This is a genomic window from Stenotrophomonas sp. yr243 (genome assembly GCF_900184195.1).
Classification (GTDB): Bacteria; Pseudomonadota; Gammaproteobacteria; order Xanthomonadales; family Xanthomonadaceae; genus Stenotrophomonas; species Stenotrophomonas lactitubi.
In genome coordinates this window covers 1048982-1068919 of the sequence record NZ_FXWT01000002.1, presented here as the reverse complement: position 1 = coordinate 1068919, position 19938 = coordinate 1048982, and the positions used below count along the sequence as shown (strand labels likewise).

At 66.9% G+C, this 19938-nt stretch carries 18 protein-coding genes; 11 read left to right on the top strand and 7 right to left on the bottom strand.

Annotated features, from left to right (window positions below; all coding sequences use genetic code 11):
- Positions 1-81 precede the first annotated feature (81 nt).
- From QOL57_RS11570 to QOL57_RS11560, 3 genes are all read left to right on the top strand, one after another.
- The gene (locus QOL57_RS11570; RefSeq protein WP_089237547.1) at positions 82-594 is read left to right on the top strand and encodes a hypothetical protein; all 513 of its coding nucleotides are present in this window, start codon (positions 82-84) and stop codon (positions 592-594) included.
- 72 nt (positions 595-666) lie between these two features.
- Positions 667-2505: a M3 family metallopeptidase gene (locus QOL57_RS11565; RefSeq protein WP_089237545.1), complete on the top strand. Its 1839-nt coding sequence runs from the start codon at positions 667-669 to the stop codon at positions 2503-2505.
- Positions 2502-3914, top strand: coding sequence for a TPM domain-containing protein (locus tag QOL57_RS11560; RefSeq protein WP_089237543.1), 1413 nt, complete (start codon positions 2502-2504; stop codon positions 3912-3914). The genes QOL57_RS11565 and QOL57_RS11560 overlap by 4 nt, the downstream gene beginning before the upstream one ends.
- A 1-nt stretch (position 3915) precedes the next feature.
- Here QOL57_RS11560 and QOL57_RS11555 read toward each other — a convergent pair whose 3' ends face one another.
- The 3 genes from QOL57_RS11555 to QOL57_RS11545 form a co-directional block, all read right to left on the bottom strand.
- A complete protein-coding gene (locus QOL57_RS11555; protein WP_089237541.1) occupies positions 3916-4587 on the bottom strand; it encodes a VOC family protein in 672 nt (223 codons plus the stop codon).
- A 118-nt stretch (positions 4588-4705) separates the two neighbouring features.
- Positions 4706-5785 (bottom strand): alpha/beta hydrolase, encoded by a 1080-nt coding sequence (locus QOL57_RS11550; protein WP_089237539.1) that lies wholly within the window; start codon positions 5783-5785, stop codon positions 4706-4708.
- Positions 5786-5801: 16 nt separating this feature from the next.
- Positions 5802-6629: an AraC family transcriptional regulator gene (locus QOL57_RS11545; protein ID WP_089237537.1), complete on the bottom strand. Its 828-nt coding sequence runs from the start codon at positions 6627-6629 to the stop codon at positions 5802-5804.
- Positions 6630-6815: 186 nt separating this feature from the next.
- Between QOL57_RS11545 and QOL57_RS11540 the strand changes: the two genes are divergently transcribed.
- From QOL57_RS11540 to QOL57_RS11530, 3 genes are all read left to right on the top strand, one after another.
- Positions 6816-7202, top strand: a complete 387-nt coding sequence (locus QOL57_RS11540) for a hypothetical protein (protein WP_089237535.1) — start codon at positions 6816-6818, stop codon at positions 7200-7202.
- A gap of 142 nt (positions 7203-7344) precedes the next feature.
- Complete coding sequence (locus tag QOL57_RS11535; protein ID WP_089237533.1) at positions 7345-9750, top strand: TonB-dependent receptor; 2406 nt, start codon at positions 7345-7347, stop codon at positions 9748-9750.
- Positions 9750-11051 carry an aminotransferase class V-fold PLP-dependent enzyme gene (locus tag QOL57_RS11530; protein WP_089237531.1) on the top strand — a complete coding sequence of 434 codons (1302 nt, stop codon included), beginning with the start codon at positions 9750-9752 and terminating at the stop codon, positions 11049-11051. Before QOL57_RS11535 ends, QOL57_RS11530 begins: the two co-directional genes overlap by 1 nt.
- A gap of 133 nt (positions 11052-11184) precedes the next feature.
- Here QOL57_RS11530 and QOL57_RS11525 read toward each other — a convergent pair whose 3' ends face one another.
- From QOL57_RS11525 to QOL57_RS11510, 4 genes are all read right to left on the bottom strand, one after another.
- On the bottom strand, positions 11185-12714 hold the full coding sequence (locus QOL57_RS11525; RefSeq protein WP_089237529.1) for a PLP-dependent aminotransferase family protein: 1530 nt from the start codon (positions 12712-12714) through the stop codon (positions 11185-11187).
- A gap of 9 nt (positions 12715-12723) precedes the next feature.
- Entirely contained in the window at positions 12724-13326 is a 603-nt protein-coding gene (locus tag QOL57_RS11520; protein WP_089237527.1) for a DUF6436 domain-containing protein, read from the bottom strand.
- Complete coding sequence (locus tag QOL57_RS11515) at positions 13326-13586, bottom strand: hypothetical protein (RefSeq protein WP_089238161.1); 261 nt, start codon at positions 13584-13586, stop codon at positions 13326-13328. Before QOL57_RS11515 ends, QOL57_RS11520 begins: the two co-directional genes overlap by 1 nt.
- 72 nt (positions 13587-13658) lie before the next feature.
- Positions 13659-15074 (bottom strand): PLP-dependent aminotransferase family protein, encoded by a 1416-nt coding sequence (locus QOL57_RS11510; protein WP_089237525.1) that lies wholly within the window; start codon positions 15072-15074, stop codon positions 13659-13661.
- A 183-nt stretch (positions 15075-15257) separates the two neighbouring features.
- Between QOL57_RS11510 and cyoA the strand changes: the two genes are divergently transcribed.
- The 5 genes from cyoA to QOL57_RS11485 all read left to right on the top strand — a co-directional run bounded on the left by cyoA (position 15258) and on the right by QOL57_RS11485 (position 19912).
- Complete coding sequence (gene cyoA / locus QOL57_RS11505; RefSeq protein ID WP_089237523.1) at positions 15258-16163, top strand: ubiquinol oxidase subunit II; 906 nt, start codon at positions 15258-15260, stop codon at positions 16161-16163.
- Between the two features lie 5 nt (positions 16164-16168).
- A complete protein-coding gene (gene cyoB, locus QOL57_RS11500) occupies positions 16169-18145 on the top strand; it encodes a cytochrome o ubiquinol oxidase subunit I (protein ID WP_089237521.1) in 1977 nt (658 codons plus the stop codon).
- On the top strand, positions 18142-18777 hold the full coding sequence (cyoC, locus tag QOL57_RS11495) for a cytochrome o ubiquinol oxidase subunit III (protein WP_080149637.1): 636 nt from the start codon (positions 18142-18144) through the stop codon (positions 18775-18777). Before cyoB ends, cyoC begins: the two co-directional genes overlap by 4 nt.
- Position 18778: 1 nt before the next feature.
- On the top strand, positions 18779-19111 hold the full coding sequence (cyoD, locus tag QOL57_RS11490) for a cytochrome o ubiquinol oxidase subunit IV (protein WP_025877422.1): 333 nt from the start codon (positions 18779-18781) through the stop codon (positions 19109-19111).
- A 114-nt stretch (positions 19112-19225) separates the two neighbouring features.
- Positions 19226-19912: an SCO family protein gene (locus QOL57_RS11485; RefSeq protein WP_089237519.1), complete on the top strand. Its 687-nt coding sequence runs from the start codon at positions 19226-19228 to the stop codon at positions 19910-19912.
- Positions 19913-19938 lie beyond the last annotated feature (26 nt).

The window sequence follows — 19938 nt, the reverse complement described above, 5'->3', positions numbered from 1 at the left end:
GGGCATCTCGAACAGGCGGGAAGGCGCGATTGTAGGCGGCAGGATAGGATGGCGCGACCAGACCGGAATCAGGACGATCCCATGAAGCCCCGCCGTTCCCTTGCGCTGCTGACACCCGCCCTTGGCCTTGCGCTGTCCGCCTGCACGCCTGTGCCGCAGCCAGCGCCTGCTGAAGCCCCGGCCCCTGCAGCGGCACCTGCCAGCACAGCGACGGCGGTGGAAGCAGCGCCCGCCGTGGCGACCGCGGCGTGCCCCCATCCCACGTTCGATACCTTCCTGAAGCACTTCGGCAACGAGATCACCCTGCAGGAAAAGGCAACCGCCGATCCGCTGCTGGACAGCTACGTTGACGCTGGCGCCGAGCCTGAGCCGCGCACAGTGGAACGCCCAGTGGCATTGGCCGATGTCGAATGGCCGGTGATGCCCGATCCAGCCGGGCTGGCCGGGCAGGGCAGGGAGATGCAGGTGACGGCCGTGGCTGATGGGCAGATGCAGGTGCAGATCCGCACGCCGGACAGCAGCGACCAGCAGACCTACACCTTCGCGCAGAAGCCGTGCTGGACACTGGTCAAGCGCGAAGACGAGTCGATCTGAGGCCAGATCGGGACAGGCGCGGACCGTCGGCGGCTGCTAGGCTCGAAGCCCGATCAAGGCACGGAGACGCCGATGCAGGCCCGCAGGATGCGCACCACTACCGTAGTCATCGCCACGCTGTGGGCGATGGCCACCTCCCTCGGCGCCCACGCACAGTCGCTGCACGCCGATGACCGCGCTTACTTCCCCAGCGCCGCCGCCGAACAGACGGCACGCGTTACGCTGGGCGAGCGCGTTGAGGCATTGCAGAGCGCCACGGCGGGCGAGCCGGCCACGCGCTTCCGCCAGGCCGAAGCGCTGCAGGCACAGTGCCTGCGTCACCATGCGTATCTGCATCTGCAGGCCGCGCGCAACGCACGCGATCGTCGCCCGGCGCAGGCGCTGGACCAGGTGATGGGGCAGTGCAGCCGTATCGCCCGCACTGGCAGGGCCGCCCTGCGTGAGGCGCCGGCGGATGCCCCCTGGCTGGCGTCCTATGGGTTCCTGCGCGCCCGCGCGCTGCAGGAAGGCGCGGCGCCCGCCAATGCGCAGCTGGATGATGCCGTGGATGCACTGGCCGATCCGGCGCTGGATACTTTCGCGCGCCTGCGCCGGCAGATCATGCACAGCGCGGAATACCCGCGTATCGAGGGTGCTGGCCGCAGCTGGGATACCGGCGCCGACAAGCAGGCCCTGGCCCAGCACCCGGACCGTGCGCTGCGCGAGGCCGGCTGGAAGGGGTACTGGCAGGGCGTGCAGTCGCGCCGTGAACCGATGGCGTCGGTACTGCTGGGCCTGGTGCAGGTGAATGATGCCGCCGCGCGTCTGCAGGGCGACGGCTCGGCCACCGCACGTGGCTATCGACGCATGGGCATGGATACGCAGACGGTCGACGCGACGCTGGCGGCGATCGAGCGCCACGCGGCAGACCGTCGTGACTACCAGGACATGCTGCTGCAGCATGCCGGGCGCAGCGGTGTGGTGTCGCCGCAGCTGTGGGATACCACCGTGCCGGATGCTGGCTATACGCCACCGGTGCTGACCCTGGAACAGCTGCGCGATACCGCTGCCGACGCCATGCAGCCGCTGGGGCCGGAGTATGTCGCCGAGCTGCGCGCGCTGCTGGATCCTGCGCACAAGCGCATGGACCTGGCCAACGTGCTGGGCAGCCGCAGCCAGGACGCGTTCCATATATTCGCACCGGACACGCCGGCGCTGCTGTTCGTGGGGCTGCGCAGCGGCGATCTGGAAAGTGACGTGGAGATCGCCCATGAAGCAGGTCATGCCATGCATGGGCAGTGGATGCTGCGCGGGCGTGCCTCTCCATTGCATCTCAATGGCAGTGCGTGGATGACCGAGGCGTTCGCCATCTACAACGAGCTGCGCTTCCGTGACCAGTTGTACCAGCAGGCGCAGGACCCGCGCGCCAAGGCGTATTACCTGAAGTCGCTGCTCGACGACATGGTGTTGCAGCTGTTCACGTCCTCCGAGGAGGCGCAGCTGGAGCAGTCGATTTATCAGGGCGTGGCCAGCAATGCATTGGGCACCGCCGACGATCTGGACGCGCTCACCGGCCAGGTGCTGGCGCGCTACGGCCAGCAGCCGCAGCGCTACCCGCAGCTGCGCAGCACCTGGATCGGCAAGCGCCTGATGTATGACGACCCGCAGTATCTGGTCAATTATCTCTACGCCGGATTGCTGGCTGTGCAGCTGTATGTGCAGGACCAGCAGGACCCGGAGGGCTTCCGCCAGCGCTATCTGACTGTACTCGGTGAGGGCTTTGACCGCGCACCGCAGGAACAGGTGGCGCAGTTGCTGGGTCATGTACCGGACTGGCCGGCACTGGTCGACGCGGATCTGCAGGTGTTCGCGCAGAACGCTGCCCGGCTGCAGGCGCTGTATGCGCAGATCGAGGCAGGGCAGGGCACATGAGCCGGGTGCCGCAGGCGCGCGTTGCCAGGCCGTGGGCGTGGCTTGCGCTGCTGCTCTGCCTGCTGCCGCTGCTGGCGTTGGCGGCAGCCCCGATCCCTGCGTTGAATGACCCGGTGGTGGACACCGCCGACGCGCTGTCGGCCAGCACCCGCACCACGCTGCGCGAGCAGGCCTTGCAGTTGCAGGCACGCAAGGGCGCGCAGCTGCAGGTGCTGGTGGTACCCAGCGTTGGCGAGGAAGGTATCGAAGCCTATGCGCAGCGCGTCTTCGACCAATGGCAGCTGGGCCGTGCCGGTGTCGATGATGGTGTGCTGCTGCTGGTGGCGGTGCAGGATCGGCGCGTACGCATCCAGACCGGTTATGGCCTGGAAGGCACCATCCCCGATGCCTATGCCGCGCGCATCATCGACAAGGCGATCGTGCCGCGGTTGCGCGAGGGAGACCTGGACCAGGCCGTGCTGGACGGCACCGCAGTGCTGGTGGCGCTGGTCGATGGCGAGCAGCTGCCGCCCTGGGACGATTCATTGGCACGCAACGTGTTGCCGCCGGATTGGCGCGCAGGGGATTCGGTCGTCGCGCTGACGTTGCTGGCGGGCTTCCTGGCCGGTCTATGGCGATCGCCACCGCGTCTACTGGCGACGAGGACCGAAGCCGATTTCACCGGCAACCGCCGCGAGCGGCGGCGCAAGGCACTGGCAGCCAATGCGGCGATGCCCAGGCCGAGGTGGCCGACCTTACCTGCCTGGGGCCGGCCGCTGCTGGTGACGGCGGTGATTGCTGCAGGGCTGCTGTCTGCGACGCTGCTGCTGCCGCGCCACGTGCTGCCGGCGCTGTTCTTCGTGATGGTGCCCGCCGTACCGGTGGCGACCCTGCTGGGCTGGTGCTGGCATCGCAGCCGCGGCGTACGCATCGTGCTGTACGGCATGCTGGCCGTCAGCACCGGCTTCTTCGCGGTGATGCTGGTGCGTGGCCAGTTGCCGCCCAGTCTTGCGCTGCACATGCTGCTGAACCTGGCGGTCGGTATCGCTGCCATGCTGGTGTTCTTCCTGGTGCAGGCCGGTCGCGCGCGCTGGCGGAAGAGCCGCAACAGCTTCGCCATCCGCTTGGTGGTGCTGGTGCTGCTGACCGGTGGCTATGCGCTGGGCGCGGTGCTGGCCATCGACCGTGCCGGCGACGAGAACGCCCGCGTGCTGGCAACGATCGTGTCCAGCGTGGGCACGCTGTTCCTGTACTTCATCTGGGTGTTCACCCTGCTGCCCGGCGAAAAAGCCCGCGGCGGCCGCAGTTCGTCCAGAGGCTACCGTTCCTCCTCCAGCACCTCGTCTTCCAGTTCGTCCTCGGGCAGTTCCAGCGACTGGTCCGGTGGTGGCGGCCGCAGTGGCGGCGGTGGCGCCTCGGGCAGCTGGTAGCTCAGGCCGCCTGCACCCGCCAGCCCAACGCGGCATCGTGCAGTTCGCCGCTGCCGCTCACATCGCCCACCTGCAGTTGCAGTCCCTGCGCGTTGGGCAGGTCCTTCTGTTCGGGGAACCAACGACGATCGGCGGCGACCACGATCAGCAGGCCCTCGTCGTCGCCCATCGGTGCGAACTGCGGCGACGGCGGGCTGATCGGCTGCAGGCCGAAGCGCTGGCTGGACTGTTCGCGTACCGCATCGACATCGTGGCTGGGCAGGCCGACCTCGCTCAGGCAGGTCAGCTCGCTGCCATGGAAGGCACCGCTGCGTTCGCTGGCCGGCAAGCGCCTGCGGCCGATCAGCTCCAGGATCAGGCCATCGGGTCCAGTGAAATACACCGATTGCGACTGCCAGCTGCTTTCCAGTGCGAAGTAATCGCGGCCTTCCGGATTGCGTTGGAAGGGCGTGCGTGCACGCAGCCAGGTCATGGCCTCGGCGAAGCGGTTGTCCGGCACATTGAAGGCCAGGTGCACGCCGCCGACAGGGTGGTCGCCGGCAGGTTGCAGCTGGATCGTGCTCCAGCCGATGCGGACCTGGTCGCCGGCCACCCCCAGTTGCAGCACGTCGCGGAAGTACGCGGCGACACTGGCGACATCGGATACCGGCAGGGTGAGGTGCAGCAGGCGCATGGTCGATCCTCCGTGTAGCGCTGGGGGCAGTGTAGTCCCGCGCACCTTCGCGTGGCGTCATCACCTGCGCAACGAATCGTTACTGCAAGCCGTAGCGTCAAACCGTGCTCGACAGCTTCTACCGCAGTGCCTCACCGAAGAAGCGAACCGCATCTTCCACCACCACGGCATGAGTCTGTTCCTTCGGCACCTCAGTTACACACAGCGCCTGCAGTCGCTCCTTCGCCAGCGGCGTGCACCCTGAAAGGAAGTCGTAGTGGCCGACACCTGGCAGTGCGTGCAGCGTTGCTTTCGGAATCTGTGCCGCCGCCACATCACCGTTGGTCGCTGGTGACGCCACCACATCAGCAGCGCCCAGTACGATCGCCACCGGCTGCTGCAACGCCTTCAGCTGCTCCGGTGCGAATGCCTGCACGATGGCCGGCGCCAGCACGAACACGGCGCGGACACCGGGAATCGAACGATCATCCTGTGCGTGCTGCACGTAGGGCTGCAGTTGCGGCGATGCTGCTGCAGCAAGACGCACCTCCATCGTATGTGTGGCCGCTTCCTGCTGCGGTCTGCACACGCCGTCGTCCGGGTGCGCCCGGCAGAACGCCAGCAACCGCGCCATGTCCGGCCGCGCGCCGGCGCTGAGCAGTGCGGTGAAGCCACCGGCGGAATAGCCGATCACGCCCAGCCGCGACGCATCAATGTGTGGCCCCAGTTGCGGGTCGGCTTTTACTGCGGCCAGCGCGGCCTTCAGGTCGTCGGCGCGCAGCCAGGTCAGCACGCTCCCGGCCAGCGTCATCTCATCGACGCCGTTGTTGCCCGGGTGGTCCACGGCGATCACCAGGTAGCCGGCGCGCGCGAGCGCGGTGCCCAGCCACCCCATCATGCGCGCGGTACCGCCATTGCCATGCGACAGCAACAGGGTCGGCAGGCGCGCGCCGGCAATGGGGGCGTCCTTCGCGGCGCGCCCCGCCTCGAACAGTGGCGCATCCGCTGGCCCGATGGTGAGCGGCGTCTCGTCGCTGCCTGGGCTTGCCGGGTACCACACGGTGAAGCGCAACACATCGCGGTGCGCGCCATCGCGTATCGCCGCGCTTTCCAGCGTTGTCACACCATGGCGCTCACCGGCGATGAGGGGAGCCGCTGCCATCGCCATGGGCGACAGCGAAGCCAACAGCAGGGCCAGGATCCATCGCGTTGCGTGCATCGTCAGTCTCTCCGGGTCAGGCAGGGCGGTGATCGACCGGCAGCCAGATTTCCACGCCACCGTGGCCGCTATGCTCGTCGAAGCGGGTGTCGTAGCGTTCAAGGTCCGGCGCGTTGGCCAGGTTGAGGTGGTTGGCGGGCAGGTAATGGTCCAGCAGCCAGAACCAGGTCGAGCGGATGGTGGAGATATGGCCGCCATGCCAGGCCACCAGGTAACGGCGCGCAGGGACATCCACCCGCTGCCAGTGTGCCGGCACCGATGGCAGTGCGTTCACCGGCAGCGCTGCGATGTAGTCGAAGCCGCCCTCGTCGTCACTGTTGCAGCACACACCGAAACTGACCGGTGCCGGCGTTGGACATTCGCGATTGAGCTGTGCCCACTGCCCCGGAATCGCACCACCACTGTTGCGGGTGTGGCGCATGCCGATGCCAGCCACCTGGAAGGGCGTGCAGTCGATCAGCCTGGGCGCCTCGGTGCAGGCCTGTGGTGCATCGTCGAGGCGGATCGCGTGCACCAGTGCCAGCTCCTGCAGGCCCCGCTCGCGCACGCACTCGGGGGGCTGCCCGAACTGCTCGCAGAAGGCACGGGTGAACGCGGCATGCGTGCTGTAGCCCGCCGCCAGCGCCACCTGCAGGATGTCGCCGGCACCGTTGGCCAGCTGCTGCGCCGCGGCGGTCAGGCGGCGTCCGCGCAGGTAGCGCACCACCGACGTACCGGTGCGGGCCTGGAACAGGCGCGACAGATGGAACGGCGACAGTCCGGCGGCAGCCGCAATGTCGGCCAGCGCCAGCGGCTTGTCCGCATGGCTTTCGATGTACCACAACGCTTTGCCTGCCGCGCTCATCGCGCTGTTCCTTGTTCGAATGCCGGGCAGCGTAATGGATCGAAAGGTAGGGCGCTTAGCAGTTCTTGCGGTGGCGGGGCTTTGCGTTTGCCGTTGCACCGGCAACAATGCGGCCTTCATGGACACGATGGAGGCCAGGGACATGCCAGAGCAGACGCGCAATGCCACAGCAGTGGAGTCGGTCGGATGATCGGGCTGGTGATCGCGGTTCTCGTACTGCCGGCGCTGTTGACCTTGGCGTTGCTGGTGCTGATGTGGCGCTGGGCGCCGCGTTGGCGCGGTAATCCATGGCTGTACCGCATCGGCTTCGCGTTCCTGGCCGGTTTGCTGTCACCGACGCTGCTGATGGCCGGCCACGGCGGCTTGCCGGGCCCCACGATCGGAGGCCTGGTACTGGTGCTGATGCGGCTGGAGTGGATCGGCGATCTGCATGCCAACTTCATCGCCATTGGCAGCAACGACGCGGCGTTTCTCTCTGCCCCTTTCCTGGTCGTCTTCGCGCTCGCACTGTTCATCCCGTTGCGGACGGCGCGGGCGGCCACCTTCGGCTTCGACGACGACGCTGCCGGGTAGCGCACGCCCGGTACGGGCAGCGCCCGCACCGTAACCGCTGCAACTGTCGTCTCCACGTCATCGCTGCTTCACATCCCACGCCGAGACTGCGCGCCTTGTCCAGGTCCCACCTGGCCCCGTCGTGCCTTCCCGGAGTTCCGCCGTGCATCGTTCGAAGCTGTCGCGTTCCATCCTCCTCGCCCTTGGTCTGGTCAGCGCAGGAGGCGCGATCGCAGCAGATGCCGGAACGGCAGATACCCGCAGCAGCGGCAGCCACACCGCACCTACCCAGCTCGACGCGATGCTGGTCACCGGTACCCGTGCCTCCAACCGCACCCAGTTTGAAACCCTGGCGCCGGTGGACGTGTTCACCAAGCAGGACATCCAGTCGGTCGACTCCACCGACCTGAAGGACGTGCTGGCGCAGCTGGTGCCTTCGTTCGTGGTGCAGCGCTTGCCGATGGCCGATGGCCAGGTGTTCGTGCGCCCGGCCACGCTGCGCGGCCTGTCGCCGGACCAGACGCTGGTGCTGGTCAACGGCCGCCGCTTCCATCGCAGTGCCTTGCTTGGCAACCGCGGCGCACAGGCCGCCGACCTGGCACAGATCCCGACCAGTGCCATCAAGCGCATCGAAGTGCTGCGCGATGGTGCGTCGGCGCAGTACGGTTCGGATGCCATCGCTGGCGTCATCAACATCATCCTGGAAGACAGCCCGGGCACCGAGATCACCGCCGGCTATTCGCAGTACGCGCAGGGCGATGGCGCCTCGCGCGACTTCAGTGCGCGCACCGGCTGGGCGCTGGGGGACTACGGCAGCCTGGCCCTGTTCGCCGAATCATCCAACTCCGATGCGACCTCGCGCACCCGCCAGCGTCCCGACGCCATCGCCTTCCAGGCCGCGCATCCGGAGCTGGACGTGCCCAACCCGGTGCAGCGCTGGGGCCAGCCGGAGCTGGAGAGCCGCCGCGTAGGCTTCAACCTGAAGGCCAATGCCAGCGATACGCGCGAGCTGTATGCCTTCGGCCTGTACAGCCACAGCGACGGTGTCAGCGATTTCAACTGGCGCAACCCGGATACCACCACTGGCGCGTACCGTACGACCAGCATCTTCCCGGGCTGGAACCTGCGTTCGATCTACCCGGTGGGCTTCAGCCCGCAGTACGGCAACGTGCAGAACGACCTGCAGCTGGTGGCCGGTCTGCGCGGCGAGATCACGCCGAAGCTGCGCTGGGACCTGAGCGCCTCATATGGCCGCAACGCCATCGACTACAGCCTGAAAAATTCGATCAACGCATCGCTGGGCCCGGACAGCCCGACCTCCTTCGACCTCGGCCGGCTGACCCAGACCGAGAAGAACGCCAATGCGGACTTCAACTACGAATGGGACGTGGCTGCGCTGTCCAAGCCGGTCAACGTCGCCTTCGGTGCCGAGTTCCGCCAGGAAACCTATCAGGTACGTGCCGGTGATCCTGCCTCGTATGCGGTGGGCCGCGGTGCGGCGGCGGGCCTGGAAGCCAATTCCAACGGCGCGCCGGGCTTCTCGGCCAGCCAGGCCGGGCAGTGGAGCCAGCGCAGCAAGGCCGCCTACGTGGACATGGAAGTGCCGCTGGGCGAGCGCTGGAGCATCGGCGCGGCCGGTCGCTATGAAGACTTCTCCAGCTTCGGCAGCACGGTGGACGGCAAACTGTCAGCACGCTTTGCAATCACCCCGGATGTTGCGTTGCGCGGCACCGTGTCCACCGGCTTCCGCGCACCGACGCCGGCCCAGCTCAATACCACCAGCACTACCCAGGGCCTGGACACGCGCACGCTGCAGATCTTCACCAGCGGCCGCCTGTCGCCCAGCGATCCGTTGGCGCAGCTGCTCGGTGCCAAGCCGCTCACCCCGGAAGAATCGCGCACCGCCTCGCTGGGCCTGACCTGGCGCACGGACATTGGCCTGTCCGGTTCGGTCGATGTCTACCGGATCACGCTCAGCGACCGCTTCAGCCAGTCGGCCAGCTTCGCCATTCCGGCCGGCACGCCCAACCCGCTGGGCTATACCTCGGTGAACTACTTCACCAACGATTTCGACACCACCACCACCGGCGTGGACGTGGTCGGCAACTACCTGCGCGATCTCGGCGCCGGGCGCATGACGCTGACCCTGGCTTACAACTACAACCAGACCCGCGTCGACAACGGCAGCACCTCGGTGGCCACCAACGAGACCCAGCGCGTGCTGTTCGAAGACCGCCTGCCCGAGCACAAGGGCAGCTTCACCGGCAACTGGGACGTCGGCGCGTGGTCGTTGATGGCGCGCGTGCGCTACTACGGCAAGTGGACCGACTCCACCGGCAACGCTACGGGCGACATCTACCAGCAGTTCGGTGCGATGACCTTCCTGGACCTGGCGGTGGGCTATCGCATCAACGAACACCACAGCCTGCGCGTGGGCGCCGACAACGTGTTCGACCGCTACCCGGATGAAGCCACCTTCCAGGCCAGCCGTGGCCTGATCTATTCGCGCAACGCGCCGTATGACACCGATGGCGCCAATGTGTACGCGCAGTACCGGCTGACCTTCTGATGGACAGCCGCCGTCGTTCCCTGCTGCGTGCCGGCGCGCTGCTGCCGGCCGCTGCGGCGTTGTCTTCACTGCCTGCCGCAGGCGCCGCGCGTTACGCTGGGCCCATGCAGATTCCCGCAACGACCGTGGCGCCGGACGTGCTGGCCCGCGACGAAGGCTACTGGGCAACCGTGGCCAGCCACTTCGACATCACTGATGAAGTGAACCACCTGGAGAATGGCTACTGGGGCGCGATGGGCAAGCAGACCCTGGCCAGCTACCAGCGGCATACCGCTGAAGTGAATCGTGGCAATGCCTGGTACGGGCGTCATGCATTCCCGGCGGAGTACATGGCGGTGCATCGGCAGGTGGCCGACATGCTCGGCGTGGGCGCGGACGAGATCGCGCTGACCCGCGGCGCCACCGAGGCGATGCTGGCGCTGATCGGCGGCTACAACCACCTGCGGCCCGGCGACCAGGTGCTGTACGCCGACGTCGACTACGACAGCATGATCAACGCCATGCGCTGGTTGCAGCAGCGTCGTGGCGTGCAGGTCGAGCGCATTGCGTTGCCAGTGGTGCCAACCCATCAGCAGATCCTGCAGGCCTACGATGAGGCGTTCGCGCGCCTGCCGCGCCTGAAGCTGGTGTTGCTGACCCAGGTCAGCCACCGCCATGGGCTGGTGCTGCCGGTGGCGGAGATCGCCGAACGTGCGCGTGCGCGTGGCATCGATGTGATTGTCGATGCCGCGCATGGCTTCGGCCAGATCGACTACGCGGTGCCGCAGCTGAAGGCCGATTTCGTTGGCATCAACCTCCACAAGTGGATCGGCGCACCGGTGGGCGTGGGCGCGATGTACGTACGCAAGGGGCGCGTGGCCGACCTGGATCCGTACATGGGCGAGACCGACGATGGTCGCGTGGGCAGCCGCGTGCACACCGGCACGGTCAACTTCGCTGCCTATCTGGCGCTGCCCGAGGCCATCGCGTTGCATCAGCGCATCGGTGCAGCCAACAAGCAGGCGCGCCTGCGTTACCTGCGTGAGCGGTGGACGGTGCCAGCGCGGCAGATGGCGCATATCGAGGTGCTGTCGTCGCCGGATCCGGCATTGGCCAGTGCATTGGCCAGCTTCCGCCTGCGCGGCCATACCTCGGTGGAAGAGAACCAGGCGCTGCAGAAGCAGCTGCTGGATGAGCACCGGATATTCACCACGCATCGCGATGGTCTGGACTCCGGCGCCTGCGTGCGGGTGACGCCGTCGGTGTTCACCCGCCCCGCGCAGATGGATGCGCTGGTGCAGGCGCTGGCCGCGCTGGCCTGAACTGCCGCCGCTTTGGTAGACGCCAACCTTGGTTGGCACCACCCGGGCATGGCGTGAACGGGCATTGCCAACCAAGGTTGGCATCTACCGAAACGGGCCCAGTAGATCCACGCCATGCGTGGATGCTCTCCGCCTACCGGTCAATCGCCGGCAACGCATCGGACAACAACAACCGATCGATCCGCCGCAGCGCGTTCTCCAGTTGCCGCCGGTCCGCAGCCAATCCCAACGACAGCCGTACCCCGCTCGCGAACGCTGCGCCCGGCGGACAGAACGCCGATGAAGGTGCGATCGCCAGGCCCTGCAGCTGCGCCGTACGCACCAGCGTGGCGTCGGTCCACGGCGCTGGCACCCGGCACCACGCATGCAGCCCATCGGCGCGCTCCAGCAATGACGGCGCCAGCAGATACCGCGCCATCCGCGTGCGCTCGCGCGCTTCCTCGCGCACCTGCACCAGCAGCGTCTGCGCCGAACCATCCAGCAGCAGCTGGCTGGCCAGCGCGGATACCAGCGGATGGCCCATCAACCGCGTGGCACGCAGTGCGGCAGCCATCGCCTCGGCGTGGGTGGCGCTTGGGCATTGCACGAACGCGGTACGCAGGCCGGGGCTGATCACCTTCGACAGCGTGGCCACATGGAACACGTGCCGGGGCGCCAGTGTCGCCAGCGGAATCGGCGCGGTGACGGCCAGATGCCAGTACGGGTCGTCCTCGATCGCCAGAAGGCCTTCGCGCTCCAGAACCCGCGCCAGCGCTTCGCGCCGCGAGGTGGGCACGGTCAGCGCCGTCGGGTTCTGGCAGGTGGGATTGAGGTAGACCAGGCGCGCGCCACATTCCCGGGCCTGGCGTGCCAGCGCCTCGGGGCACATGCCCTGTTCGTCGCCCTCCACCGTGACCAGTCGCCGTCCCAGTGCGGCGGCCGCCTGCAGCAGGCCCGGATACACCAAGCGGTCGCAGAGGATCGCGTCGCCCTCGCGTCCCTGGCTGACCAGGATCGCCGCCAGCGCCACCTGCGCGCCCTCGGTCAGCAGCAGGCGTGCATCGTCCACCGTGCCCAGCATCGGCTGCAGCCAGCGCGCCGCCGCGTGGCGATCGGTCGGGTTGCCACCGCCGAGGTGATAGGTCATCAGGTTCGGCGCATTGCTGCGCGCGAGCACCGCCGCTGCGCCACGACGCAGCATGTCCGCCAGTGCATCAGCGTCGGGTACCGGCGGCACGTTCATGCTGAGATCGACGGCCTGATCAAAACCGGCCTTGGGCGGTGCGATGAAGCTGCCTTGCGGACCACGTGCTTCGATCAGACCACGCTTGCGTGCTTCATCGAACGCACGAGTCACCGTGGTCAGATCCACACCCAGCTGCTGTGCCAGTGCACGCTGCGAGGGCAGCCGTTGCCCGGGCGCCAGGCCACCGCGATTGATGGTGCGCTCCAGCGTGTTGACGATGCGCAGGTAGATCGGACCGCTGTGCACGTGCACGTCCTGCACCCAGCCCAGCCCTGCGACGCCAGGCCCTGCGACATCGGGTCGCGGCATGTACGGAGGATGTCGGGGCGTATCGTTGCTTCCAACGGCGGGAGCCTGTCCATAACCATCGGTCGGTTCGGACAGGTGACCGCCGTTGTTGTTTGCGGCGGCTGCGCCGGCCAGCGTCGGTGATGTCATCGCGCGTCCTCAGCGCTTGGCCTGCCACGGGCAGTAGCAGCCCACGGCAAGCAGTCCTTTCGGGCGCACGGTTTCCCCGCGCACCAGTTTGTCCAGCAACGGTTCGACAAAGCTGTTGGCCGAATTGCAGACCATGCCGATGCTGTACGGGCCGGCATAGGCCAGGTGGCCTTGCCGGTCCCAGATCGCCACCGCCGGGCTGGCCGGAATGTTCTCGATGCCGTCGATGGTCGGCAGGTTGATGACCTTGTTGCGCAGCGGTTCGGGCAGCTCACCTGCGGTACCGGGGCGGCGGATCGCATAGAAGTCGATGCCGGCGCGGCGGTACATGCTGATCAGGTAGCTGAGGTGCGCACCGGTTTCGCGGTTGCACACACCGCAGGCCGGGTCCCAGAAATGCACCACGCGGATGCGGCCGGTGTCGCCGGCCAGTTCCGCCGACAACCGCAGCTGCGAGTCATCGAAGACGATGGCCTGTTCGGCGAACGTGGACTGCTCGCCATAGCCGAAGTACTGCCACAGTGCCGCCGCGACGCCGGCCATGAACAGGCAGGCGAGGGCGATCATCACCGGCAGCATCGAACGGCGTGGACGCGGCGCGGTCGCGCCCATCAGGAGCCGTCCTCGCCGAACTTGTGCACGTACTGCTTGCGCATCTCGCGGCAGGAATCGGCCTGGGCGCGGCGCTGGATCTCGCTGCGCGCCGCGTCCTCGCTGCGTTGCAGGCACTGTTCGATGGCGTGGCGCTCGGCGGCCTGCACATCCACGGTCTGCGGTTGCAGGCAGACCCAGGCCAGGGCGGCGAGCATCAGCACGACGAAGCCGCCGCAGCCGACCATCACCAGGTGGAACTTCAGTTTGTCGGCGGCCATCTGCGGCACGTCCCTCGGTCCATACATTGCATACAAGATATCATCTTGTATGGTTATGGCTTGCGGGGTGGTTCAGACGATCGCCGAATGCCGCGCGTCGGGCGCCTCGGACAGGATCTCGTTCAGCTTGGCCAGCGCGCCGGCCAATGCCTCCTGGTCCACGGCCCCGCCCAGCGACAGGCGGATGGCGTTGCCCGGTGGCGGTTCTTCCACGCTGAAGGCGTCGGAGCTGGCGATGCCCAGGCCCTGTTCCTGCGCGGCCTGGATCAAGCGGTACTGATCCAGCCGCGGCGGCAATGGCAGCCATACATGCAGGCCGGCCGGATGGGCCTGGCGGCGGGCCGGCAGGTAGCGGGCGGCGATGGCCTGGCGCTCGCGCAGTTCCTGCTGGAAGCGCTGCACCATCGCCTGCGCCTGGCCGGTGCGGATCCAGTGCGAGGCCACGGCCACCATCGACTGGGTGGGCATCAGCGCGATCGCGCGCAGGGCGTCCAGCACCGGCTCCATCGGCTGGCCGGCCGGCACCACCAGGTAGGCCGTGCGCAGGCCGGGGGCCAGGCACTTGGACAGGGTGGAAATGTAATAGACCGGGCAGCCACCGTCGGCCAGCGCGGCCAGTGGCGGGGCGGCATCGCCGGCCAGCAGCCAGTAGGGATCGTCCTCGACCACGGTCAGTTCGTGCCGCCGCGCCACCGCCAGCAGGGCCTGCCGGCGCTGCGCCGACATCGTCGCCGTGGTCGGGTTCTGGATGGTCGGTACCAGATACAGCAGGCGCGGCCGACGCAGCTGGCAGGCCTCTTCCAGCGCATCGGGCAGCATGCCCTCGGCGTCCATCGCCACCGGCACCACGCCCCGCTGCAGCACCCGCGCGGCGGCCAGCAGGCCCGGGTAGGTCAGCTGTTCGGCGGCGATCAGTTCGCCCGGCTGGGTGCGGGCCAGGATCAGCGCGCACAGCGCGGTCTGCGCACCGGGGCAGATCACCACCCGCTCGGCGCCCACCGGGCCAAGGATCGGCGCCAGCCATTGCACGGCCGCAGCGCGGTCGTCGCGGCTGCCGGCGCCGACGTGGTAGCTCATCAGCTCGCCTTGGCCCAACTGCTGGCCCAGGTGCTGGAAACCGGCCTCCATGCCCTGCGCGAACGGCGCGCTGCCCAGCAGCGGCGGGATGTTCATGCTCAGGTCGACCGAGGTGCTGCGGTTGCCCGCGGACATCGCGATGAAGGTGCCGCCGGCGCCCTGTGCGTCCAGCAGCCCGGCCTGGCGCAGCTCGGCGAAGGCGCGGGTGACCGTGGTCAGGTCCACCCCCACCTGCTGGGCCAGATCGCGCTGCGGTGGCAGGCGGTCGCCCGGGCGCAGCACGCCATCGTCCACCGCCTCGCGCACCTGCTGGGCGATCTGCAGGTACAGCGGTCCCGCGCCCTCACGGAAGGGGCGAACCCAGGTCCGGTTGGGGTGTTTCAGGCGGCGGCCGGCAGCAGGAGGCGTCATCGGTCGGATTTTTCCATACGTGCAGATGCACAAGTCCATACAATGATGTATCTTGTATGGGCTTGATTGGAGTGGTTCGCCTGCTTGTAGGCGACCTCGTACCCACAGTGTAGCCGCTCCACGCCCGGGCGCTGCGCGCAGGCGAGCCGGTCAAGCGCGCATCTTCAACAGGGTTGACCTCCAATGAATATCTGCTGGAACCGCATCCGCCTGGCGCTGGTCGCCCTGGCCTGCATCGCCCTGACGGGCTGCGATTGGGTGCTGCTGGATTCGAAGGGCATGGTCGGGATCGCACAGCGCGACCTGATCCTGATCTGCATCGGCCTGATGCTGATCGTCGTCGTGCCGGCCATCGTGCTGACCTTCGTGTTCGCCTGGCGCTTCCGCGCCGGCAATACCAAGGCCAAGTACACGCCGGACTGGTCGCACTCCACCAAGGTGGAAGTGGTGGTCTGGGGCGTGCCGTTGATCATCATCGCGGTGCTGGCGGTGATCGTGTGGCAGTCGACCCACGAGCTCGACCCGTACAAGCCGCTGGACGTGGCCGGCGAACCGCTGCACGTAGACGTGATCGCCACCGACTGGAAGTGGGTGTTCGTGTACCCGGACCTCGGCATCGCCACGGTCAACCAGCTCAACTTCCCGGCCAACCGCGCGCTGGCGTTCAACATCACCTCCAACTCGACGATGAATACCTTCTTCATCCCGCAGCTGGGTGGGCAGATCTATGCGATGGCCGGCATGCGCACGCAGCTGCATCTGATCGCCAACGAGCCCGGCCAGTTCCGTGGCATGTCCGGCAACTACAGCGGCCATGGTTTCTCGAACATGAAGTTCATGGCCACCGCCAGCAGCAACGAAGACTTTGATCGCTGGGTGGCCGAGGTGCGCAGCGCACCGGATGCGCTCAGCTTCGATCAGTTCAAGGCGTTGGCCGCACCGTCGAAGAACGCGCCGGTGCAGCACTTCTCCAGCGTCGAACCGCTGCTGTTCAAGAAAGTCATCGACCAGTTCATCGGCGTCGGTGAGAACACCGCTGCTGCGGCCCCGGCCGGTACGGCCGCCGGTGCCCAGGTTTCCCAGGAGTAACGAACATGTTGGGTAAATTGACGTGGGAGGCCGTGCCGCTGCACGAGCCGATCGTGGTGGTCACGCTGGCGGCCATGGTGCTGGGCGGCCTCGCGCTGCTCGGCGCGGTGACGTACTTCAAGCTGTGGGGCGTGCTGTGGCGCGACTGGTTCACCACCGTGGACCACAAGAAGATCGGCATCATGTACGTGGTCGTCGCGCTGGTCATGCTGGTGCGCGGCTTCGCCGATGCGCTGATGATGCGCGCACAGCTGGCGGCCGCCGGGCCGGGCAGTGATGGCTTCCTGCCACCGGAGCACTACGACCAGATCTTCACCGCGCACGGCGTGATCATGATCTTCTTCGTGGCCACCCCGTTCGTGGTCGGCCTGATGAACATCATCGTGCCGCTGCAGATCGGCGCGCGCGACATGGCGTTCCCGTTCCTCAACGCCTTCAGCTTCTGGATCTTCGTGGTCGGCGCTGCGCTGATGATGATCTCGCTGGGTGTTGGCGAGTTCGCCATGACCGGCTGGGTCGCCTATCCGCCACTGTCGGGCATCGAGTTCAGTCCAGGGGTCGGTGTCGATTACTACATATGGGCGTTGCAGGCGTCCGGCATCGGTACGTTGCTGACCGGCGTCAACCTGTTCATCACCATCCTGCGCATGCGTGCGCCGGGCATGACGTTGATGAAGATGCCGGTGTTCACCTGGACCGTGCTGGTCACCAGCGTGATCATCATCGCCGCCTTCCCGATCCTGACCGTGGCCCTGGGTGCGCTCACCCTGGACCGCTACCTGGACTTCAACTTCTACACCAACACATTGGGTGGCAACCCGATGATGTACGTGAACCTGGTGTGGGCCTGGGGCCACCCGGAGGTGTACATCCTGGTGCTGCCTGCGTTCGGCATCTTCTCTGAAGTGACCGCCACGTTCTCGCGCAAGAAGCTGTTCGGCTACAAGTCGATGGTCGGCGCCACCCTGGCGATCGGCATCCTGTCCTTCATCGTCTGGCTGCACCACTTCTTCACCATGGGTTCCGGTGCCAGCGTCAATGCCTTCTTCGGCATCATGACGATGATCATCGCCATCCCCACCGGCGTGAAGATCTTCACCTGGCTGTTCACCATGTACGGCGGCCGCGTGGAGTTCAGCGTGCCGATGCTGTGGACCATCGCTTTCCTGGTCACTTTCACCATCGGTGGCATGACCGGCGTGCTGCTGGCCATCCCGGGTGCGGACTTCCTGCTGCACAACAGCCTGTTCCTGGTCGCCCACTTCCACAACACCATCATCGGTGGTGCGCTGTTCGGCTACCTGGCCGGCTTCGTCTACTGGTTCCCGAAGGTGTTCGGCTTCACCCTCAACGAGCGCTTGGGCAAGTGGTCCTTCGCCTGCTGGGTGATCGGCTTCTACCTGGCTTTCATGCCGCTGTACATGCTCGGCTTCATGGGCATGACCCGACGCATGAACCAGTACGACAACCCGGCGTGGACGCCGTACCTGATCGCTGCGTTCATTGGTGCGCTGTTCGTGTTCGCAGGCATCATCCTGATGCTGGTGCAGATCTACGTCAGCGTGCGCGACCGCAAGCGCAACCTCGACCTCACCGGCGACCCGTGGAATGCACGTACGCTGGAATGGGCCACGCCATCGCCGCCGCCGTTCTACAACTTCGCCGTGGTGCCCAAGGCCGATGAGCTGGATGCCTTCCACGAAGCGAAGAAGCGCGGCCTGCCGCCGCCGCCGAAGAAGTACGCGCCGATCCACATGCCGAAGAACACCGGCGTGCCGTTGATCCTCAACGTCTGGATCCTGGTGCTGTGCTTCGCCCTGGTCTGGCACATCTGGTGGATGGCCGGTGCCAGCTTCATCGCGATGATCGTCACCCTGATCGCGCGCTCCTACAACGAGGACGTGGATTACCACGTCAGCTCCGAGGAGGTGGCGCGTACCGAAGCGGCCAACCACGCCAAGCTGCAGGAGGCAGGCGCATGAACCTGTTGACCCGTCCGCAACTGGACAGCGACGCGCTGGTCCACGACGACCACCATGAGCACGACCACGCCCACGAACAGGGCGGCATGAAAGTGTTCGGCATGTGGGTCTACCTCATGTCCGACCTGGTGCTGTTCGGCTCGCTGTTCGCCTCGTACGCGGTGCTCAGCACCGCCTACGCTGGCGGCCCCACCGGCAAGGAGCTGTTCTCGCTGCCGTTCGTGATGGCCGAGACCTTCATCCTGCTGGTGTCCAGCATCACCTACGGCCAGGCCGTGCTGGCCATGCACCGCCTGGACAAGGCAGCGGTGCTGCGCTGGCTGGGCGTGACCTTCGTGCTCGGTGCATCGTTCATCGGCATGGAGCTGTACGAGTTCTCGCACCTGATCCATGAAGGTGCCGGCCCCAGCACCAGTGCCTACCTGTCGGCGTTCTTCGCCCTGGTCGCCACCCACGGCCTGCACGTGGCCAGCGGCCTGATCTGGATGGCGGTGGTGATGCACCAGGTGTATCGCCGTGGCCTGACCCCGACCAACATCACCCGCGTGTCCTGCCTGAGCCTGTTCTGGCACTTCCTGGACCTGGTGTGGATCTGCGTCTTCACCTTCGTCTACCTGATCGGAGCCTTCTGACATGGCCCACGTCGAAACCTCGCGCGCCGGCAATGCGCACGGTTCCACCAAGTCCTACCTGATCGGCTTCGTGCTGTGCGCGCTGCTGACGGTGGTGCCGTTCGCGCTGGTGATGAACCCGGTGCTGTCGCGGCCGGTCACGCTGTTCCTGCTGGTCGGCTTCGCCGTCGCGCAGATCCTGGTGCAGCTGGTGTATTTCCTGCACATGGACCGCAAGTCCGAAGGTGGCTGGAACCTCGCCAGCTTCGTGTTCACCCTGGTGATCCTGTTCATCGTGGTCGCATTGTCGATCTGGATCATCTGGAGCATGCACTACCACATGATGATCAACTGACCGTGGCCGGGGCGATCGGCATGGAGTGCGCGATCGCCCTGGCACCTCAGCCCTCTCTCCCCCCAGGGCAGGCCTGACCGAGACCGCGCCCACCTCGTGTTGGTGGTACCCGTGATGCGTGTTGCTTCCGTTGTTCGTTCCCTCCGCCTGCCGCTGCTTGCCGCAGGCCTGGCACTCGGCCTGCTGGCCGGCTGCAGCGCCCAGTCGCGCATGGATTTCTATTCCAAGGACATCGCCTGCGAGGAGCTGGGCCAGCACTGGACCATGCCCGACAGCGCCGGCACCCTGCGTGGCCCGAAGGACCTGCAGGGGCAGGTGACCTACCTGTTCTTCGGCTTCACCAGCTGCCCGGACGTGTGCCCGACCACCATGGTCGAGCTGAGCCAGGTAAAGCACCTGATGGGCAAGGATGCCGACCAGCTGCAGGTGGTGTTCGTCAGCGTGGACCCGGCGCGCGATACCCCCGAAGTCGCGCGCACCTACGTGCACGCGTTCGACCCGAAGGCGATGGCGCTGGTCGGTGACGAAGCACAGCTCTCGGCGATGGCCAGCGACTTCAAGGCGTTCTACGAGAAAGAGCCCGGGCAGTTGCCGGATACCTACACCATGAGCCACATCGCCGGCGGCTACGTGTTCGACCGCCAGGGTCGCCTGCGCCTGTTCGCTCCCTACGGCATGCCGGTGGAACAGCTGTTCTCGGACGTGCAGCGGCTGTTGCTGGAGCCGGAACATCCGGCCGCCGGCAGTGAAGCACTGGCCGCGTGCAAGCTGCCGCACAACACCAGCGTCGCCGCGCGCTGAAAAGCGCATCGCTCTGGTGGGGGGCG

Excerpts from the sequence above, each read along its gene's own strand:
- QOL57_RS11565 (WP_089237545.1), top strand. The coding sequence starts at position 667 with ATGCAGGCCCGCAGGATGCGCACCACTACCGTAGTCATCGCCACGCTG.
- QOL57_RS11545 (WP_089237537.1), bottom strand. The coding sequence starts at position 6,629 with ATGAGCGCGGCAGGCAAAGCGTTGTGGTACATCGAAAGCCATGCGGAC.
- QOL57_RS11485 (WP_089237519.1), top strand. The coding sequence starts at position 19,226 with ATGCGTGTTGCTTCCGTTGTTCGTTCCCTCCGCCTGCCGCTGCTTGCC.
- QOL57_RS11525 (WP_089237529.1), bottom strand. The coding sequence starts at position 12,714 with ATGACATCACCGACGCTGGCCGGCGCAGCCGCCGCAAACAACAACGGC.
- QOL57_RS11560 (WP_089237543.1), top strand. The coding sequence starts at position 2,502 with ATGAGCCGGGTGCCGCAGGCGCGCGTTGCCAGGCCGTGGGCGTGGCTT.
- cyoA (WP_089237523.1), top strand. The coding sequence starts at position 15,258 with ATGAATATCTGCTGGAACCGCATCCGCCTGGCGCTGGTCGCCCTGGCC.
- QOL57_RS11520 (WP_089237527.1), bottom strand. The coding sequence starts at position 13,326 with ATGGGCGCGACCGCGCCGCGTCCACGCCGTTCGATGCTGCCGGTGATG.
- QOL57_RS11570 (WP_089237547.1), top strand. The coding sequence starts at position 82 with ATGAAGCCCCGCCGTTCCCTTGCGCTGCTGACACCCGCCCTTGGCCTT.
- cyoB (WP_089237521.1), top strand. The coding sequence starts at position 16,169 with ATGTTGGGTAAATTGACGTGGGAGGCCGTGCCGCTGCACGAGCCGATC.
- QOL57_RS11540 (WP_089237535.1), top strand. The coding sequence starts at position 6,816 with ATGATCGGGCTGGTGATCGCGGTTCTCGTACTGCCGGCGCTGTTGACC.
- QOL57_RS11530 (WP_089237531.1), top strand. The coding sequence starts at position 9,750 with ATGGACAGCCGCCGTCGTTCCCTGCTGCGTGCCGGCGCGCTGCTGCCG.
- QOL57_RS11515 (WP_089238161.1), bottom strand. The coding sequence starts at position 13,586 with ATGGCCGCCGACAAACTGAAGTTCCACCTGGTGATGGTCGGCTGCGGC.
- cyoC (WP_080149637.1), top strand. The coding sequence starts at position 18,142 with ATGAACCTGTTGACCCGTCCGCAACTGGACAGCGACGCGCTGGTCCAC.
- QOL57_RS11510 (WP_089237525.1), bottom strand. The coding sequence starts at position 15,074 with ATGACGCCTCCTGCTGCCGGCCGCCGCCTGAAACACCCCAACCGGACC.
- QOL57_RS11555 (WP_089237541.1), bottom strand. The coding sequence starts at position 4,587 with ATGCGCCTGCTGCACCTCACCCTGCCGGTATCCGATGTCGCCAGTGTC.
- QOL57_RS11550 (WP_089237539.1), bottom strand. The coding sequence starts at position 5,785 with ATGCACGCAACGCGATGGATCCTGGCCCTGCTGTTGGCTTCGCTGTCG.
- cyoD (WP_025877422.1), top strand. The coding sequence starts at position 18,779 with ATGGCCCACGTCGAAACCTCGCGCGCCGGCAATGCGCACGGTTCCACC.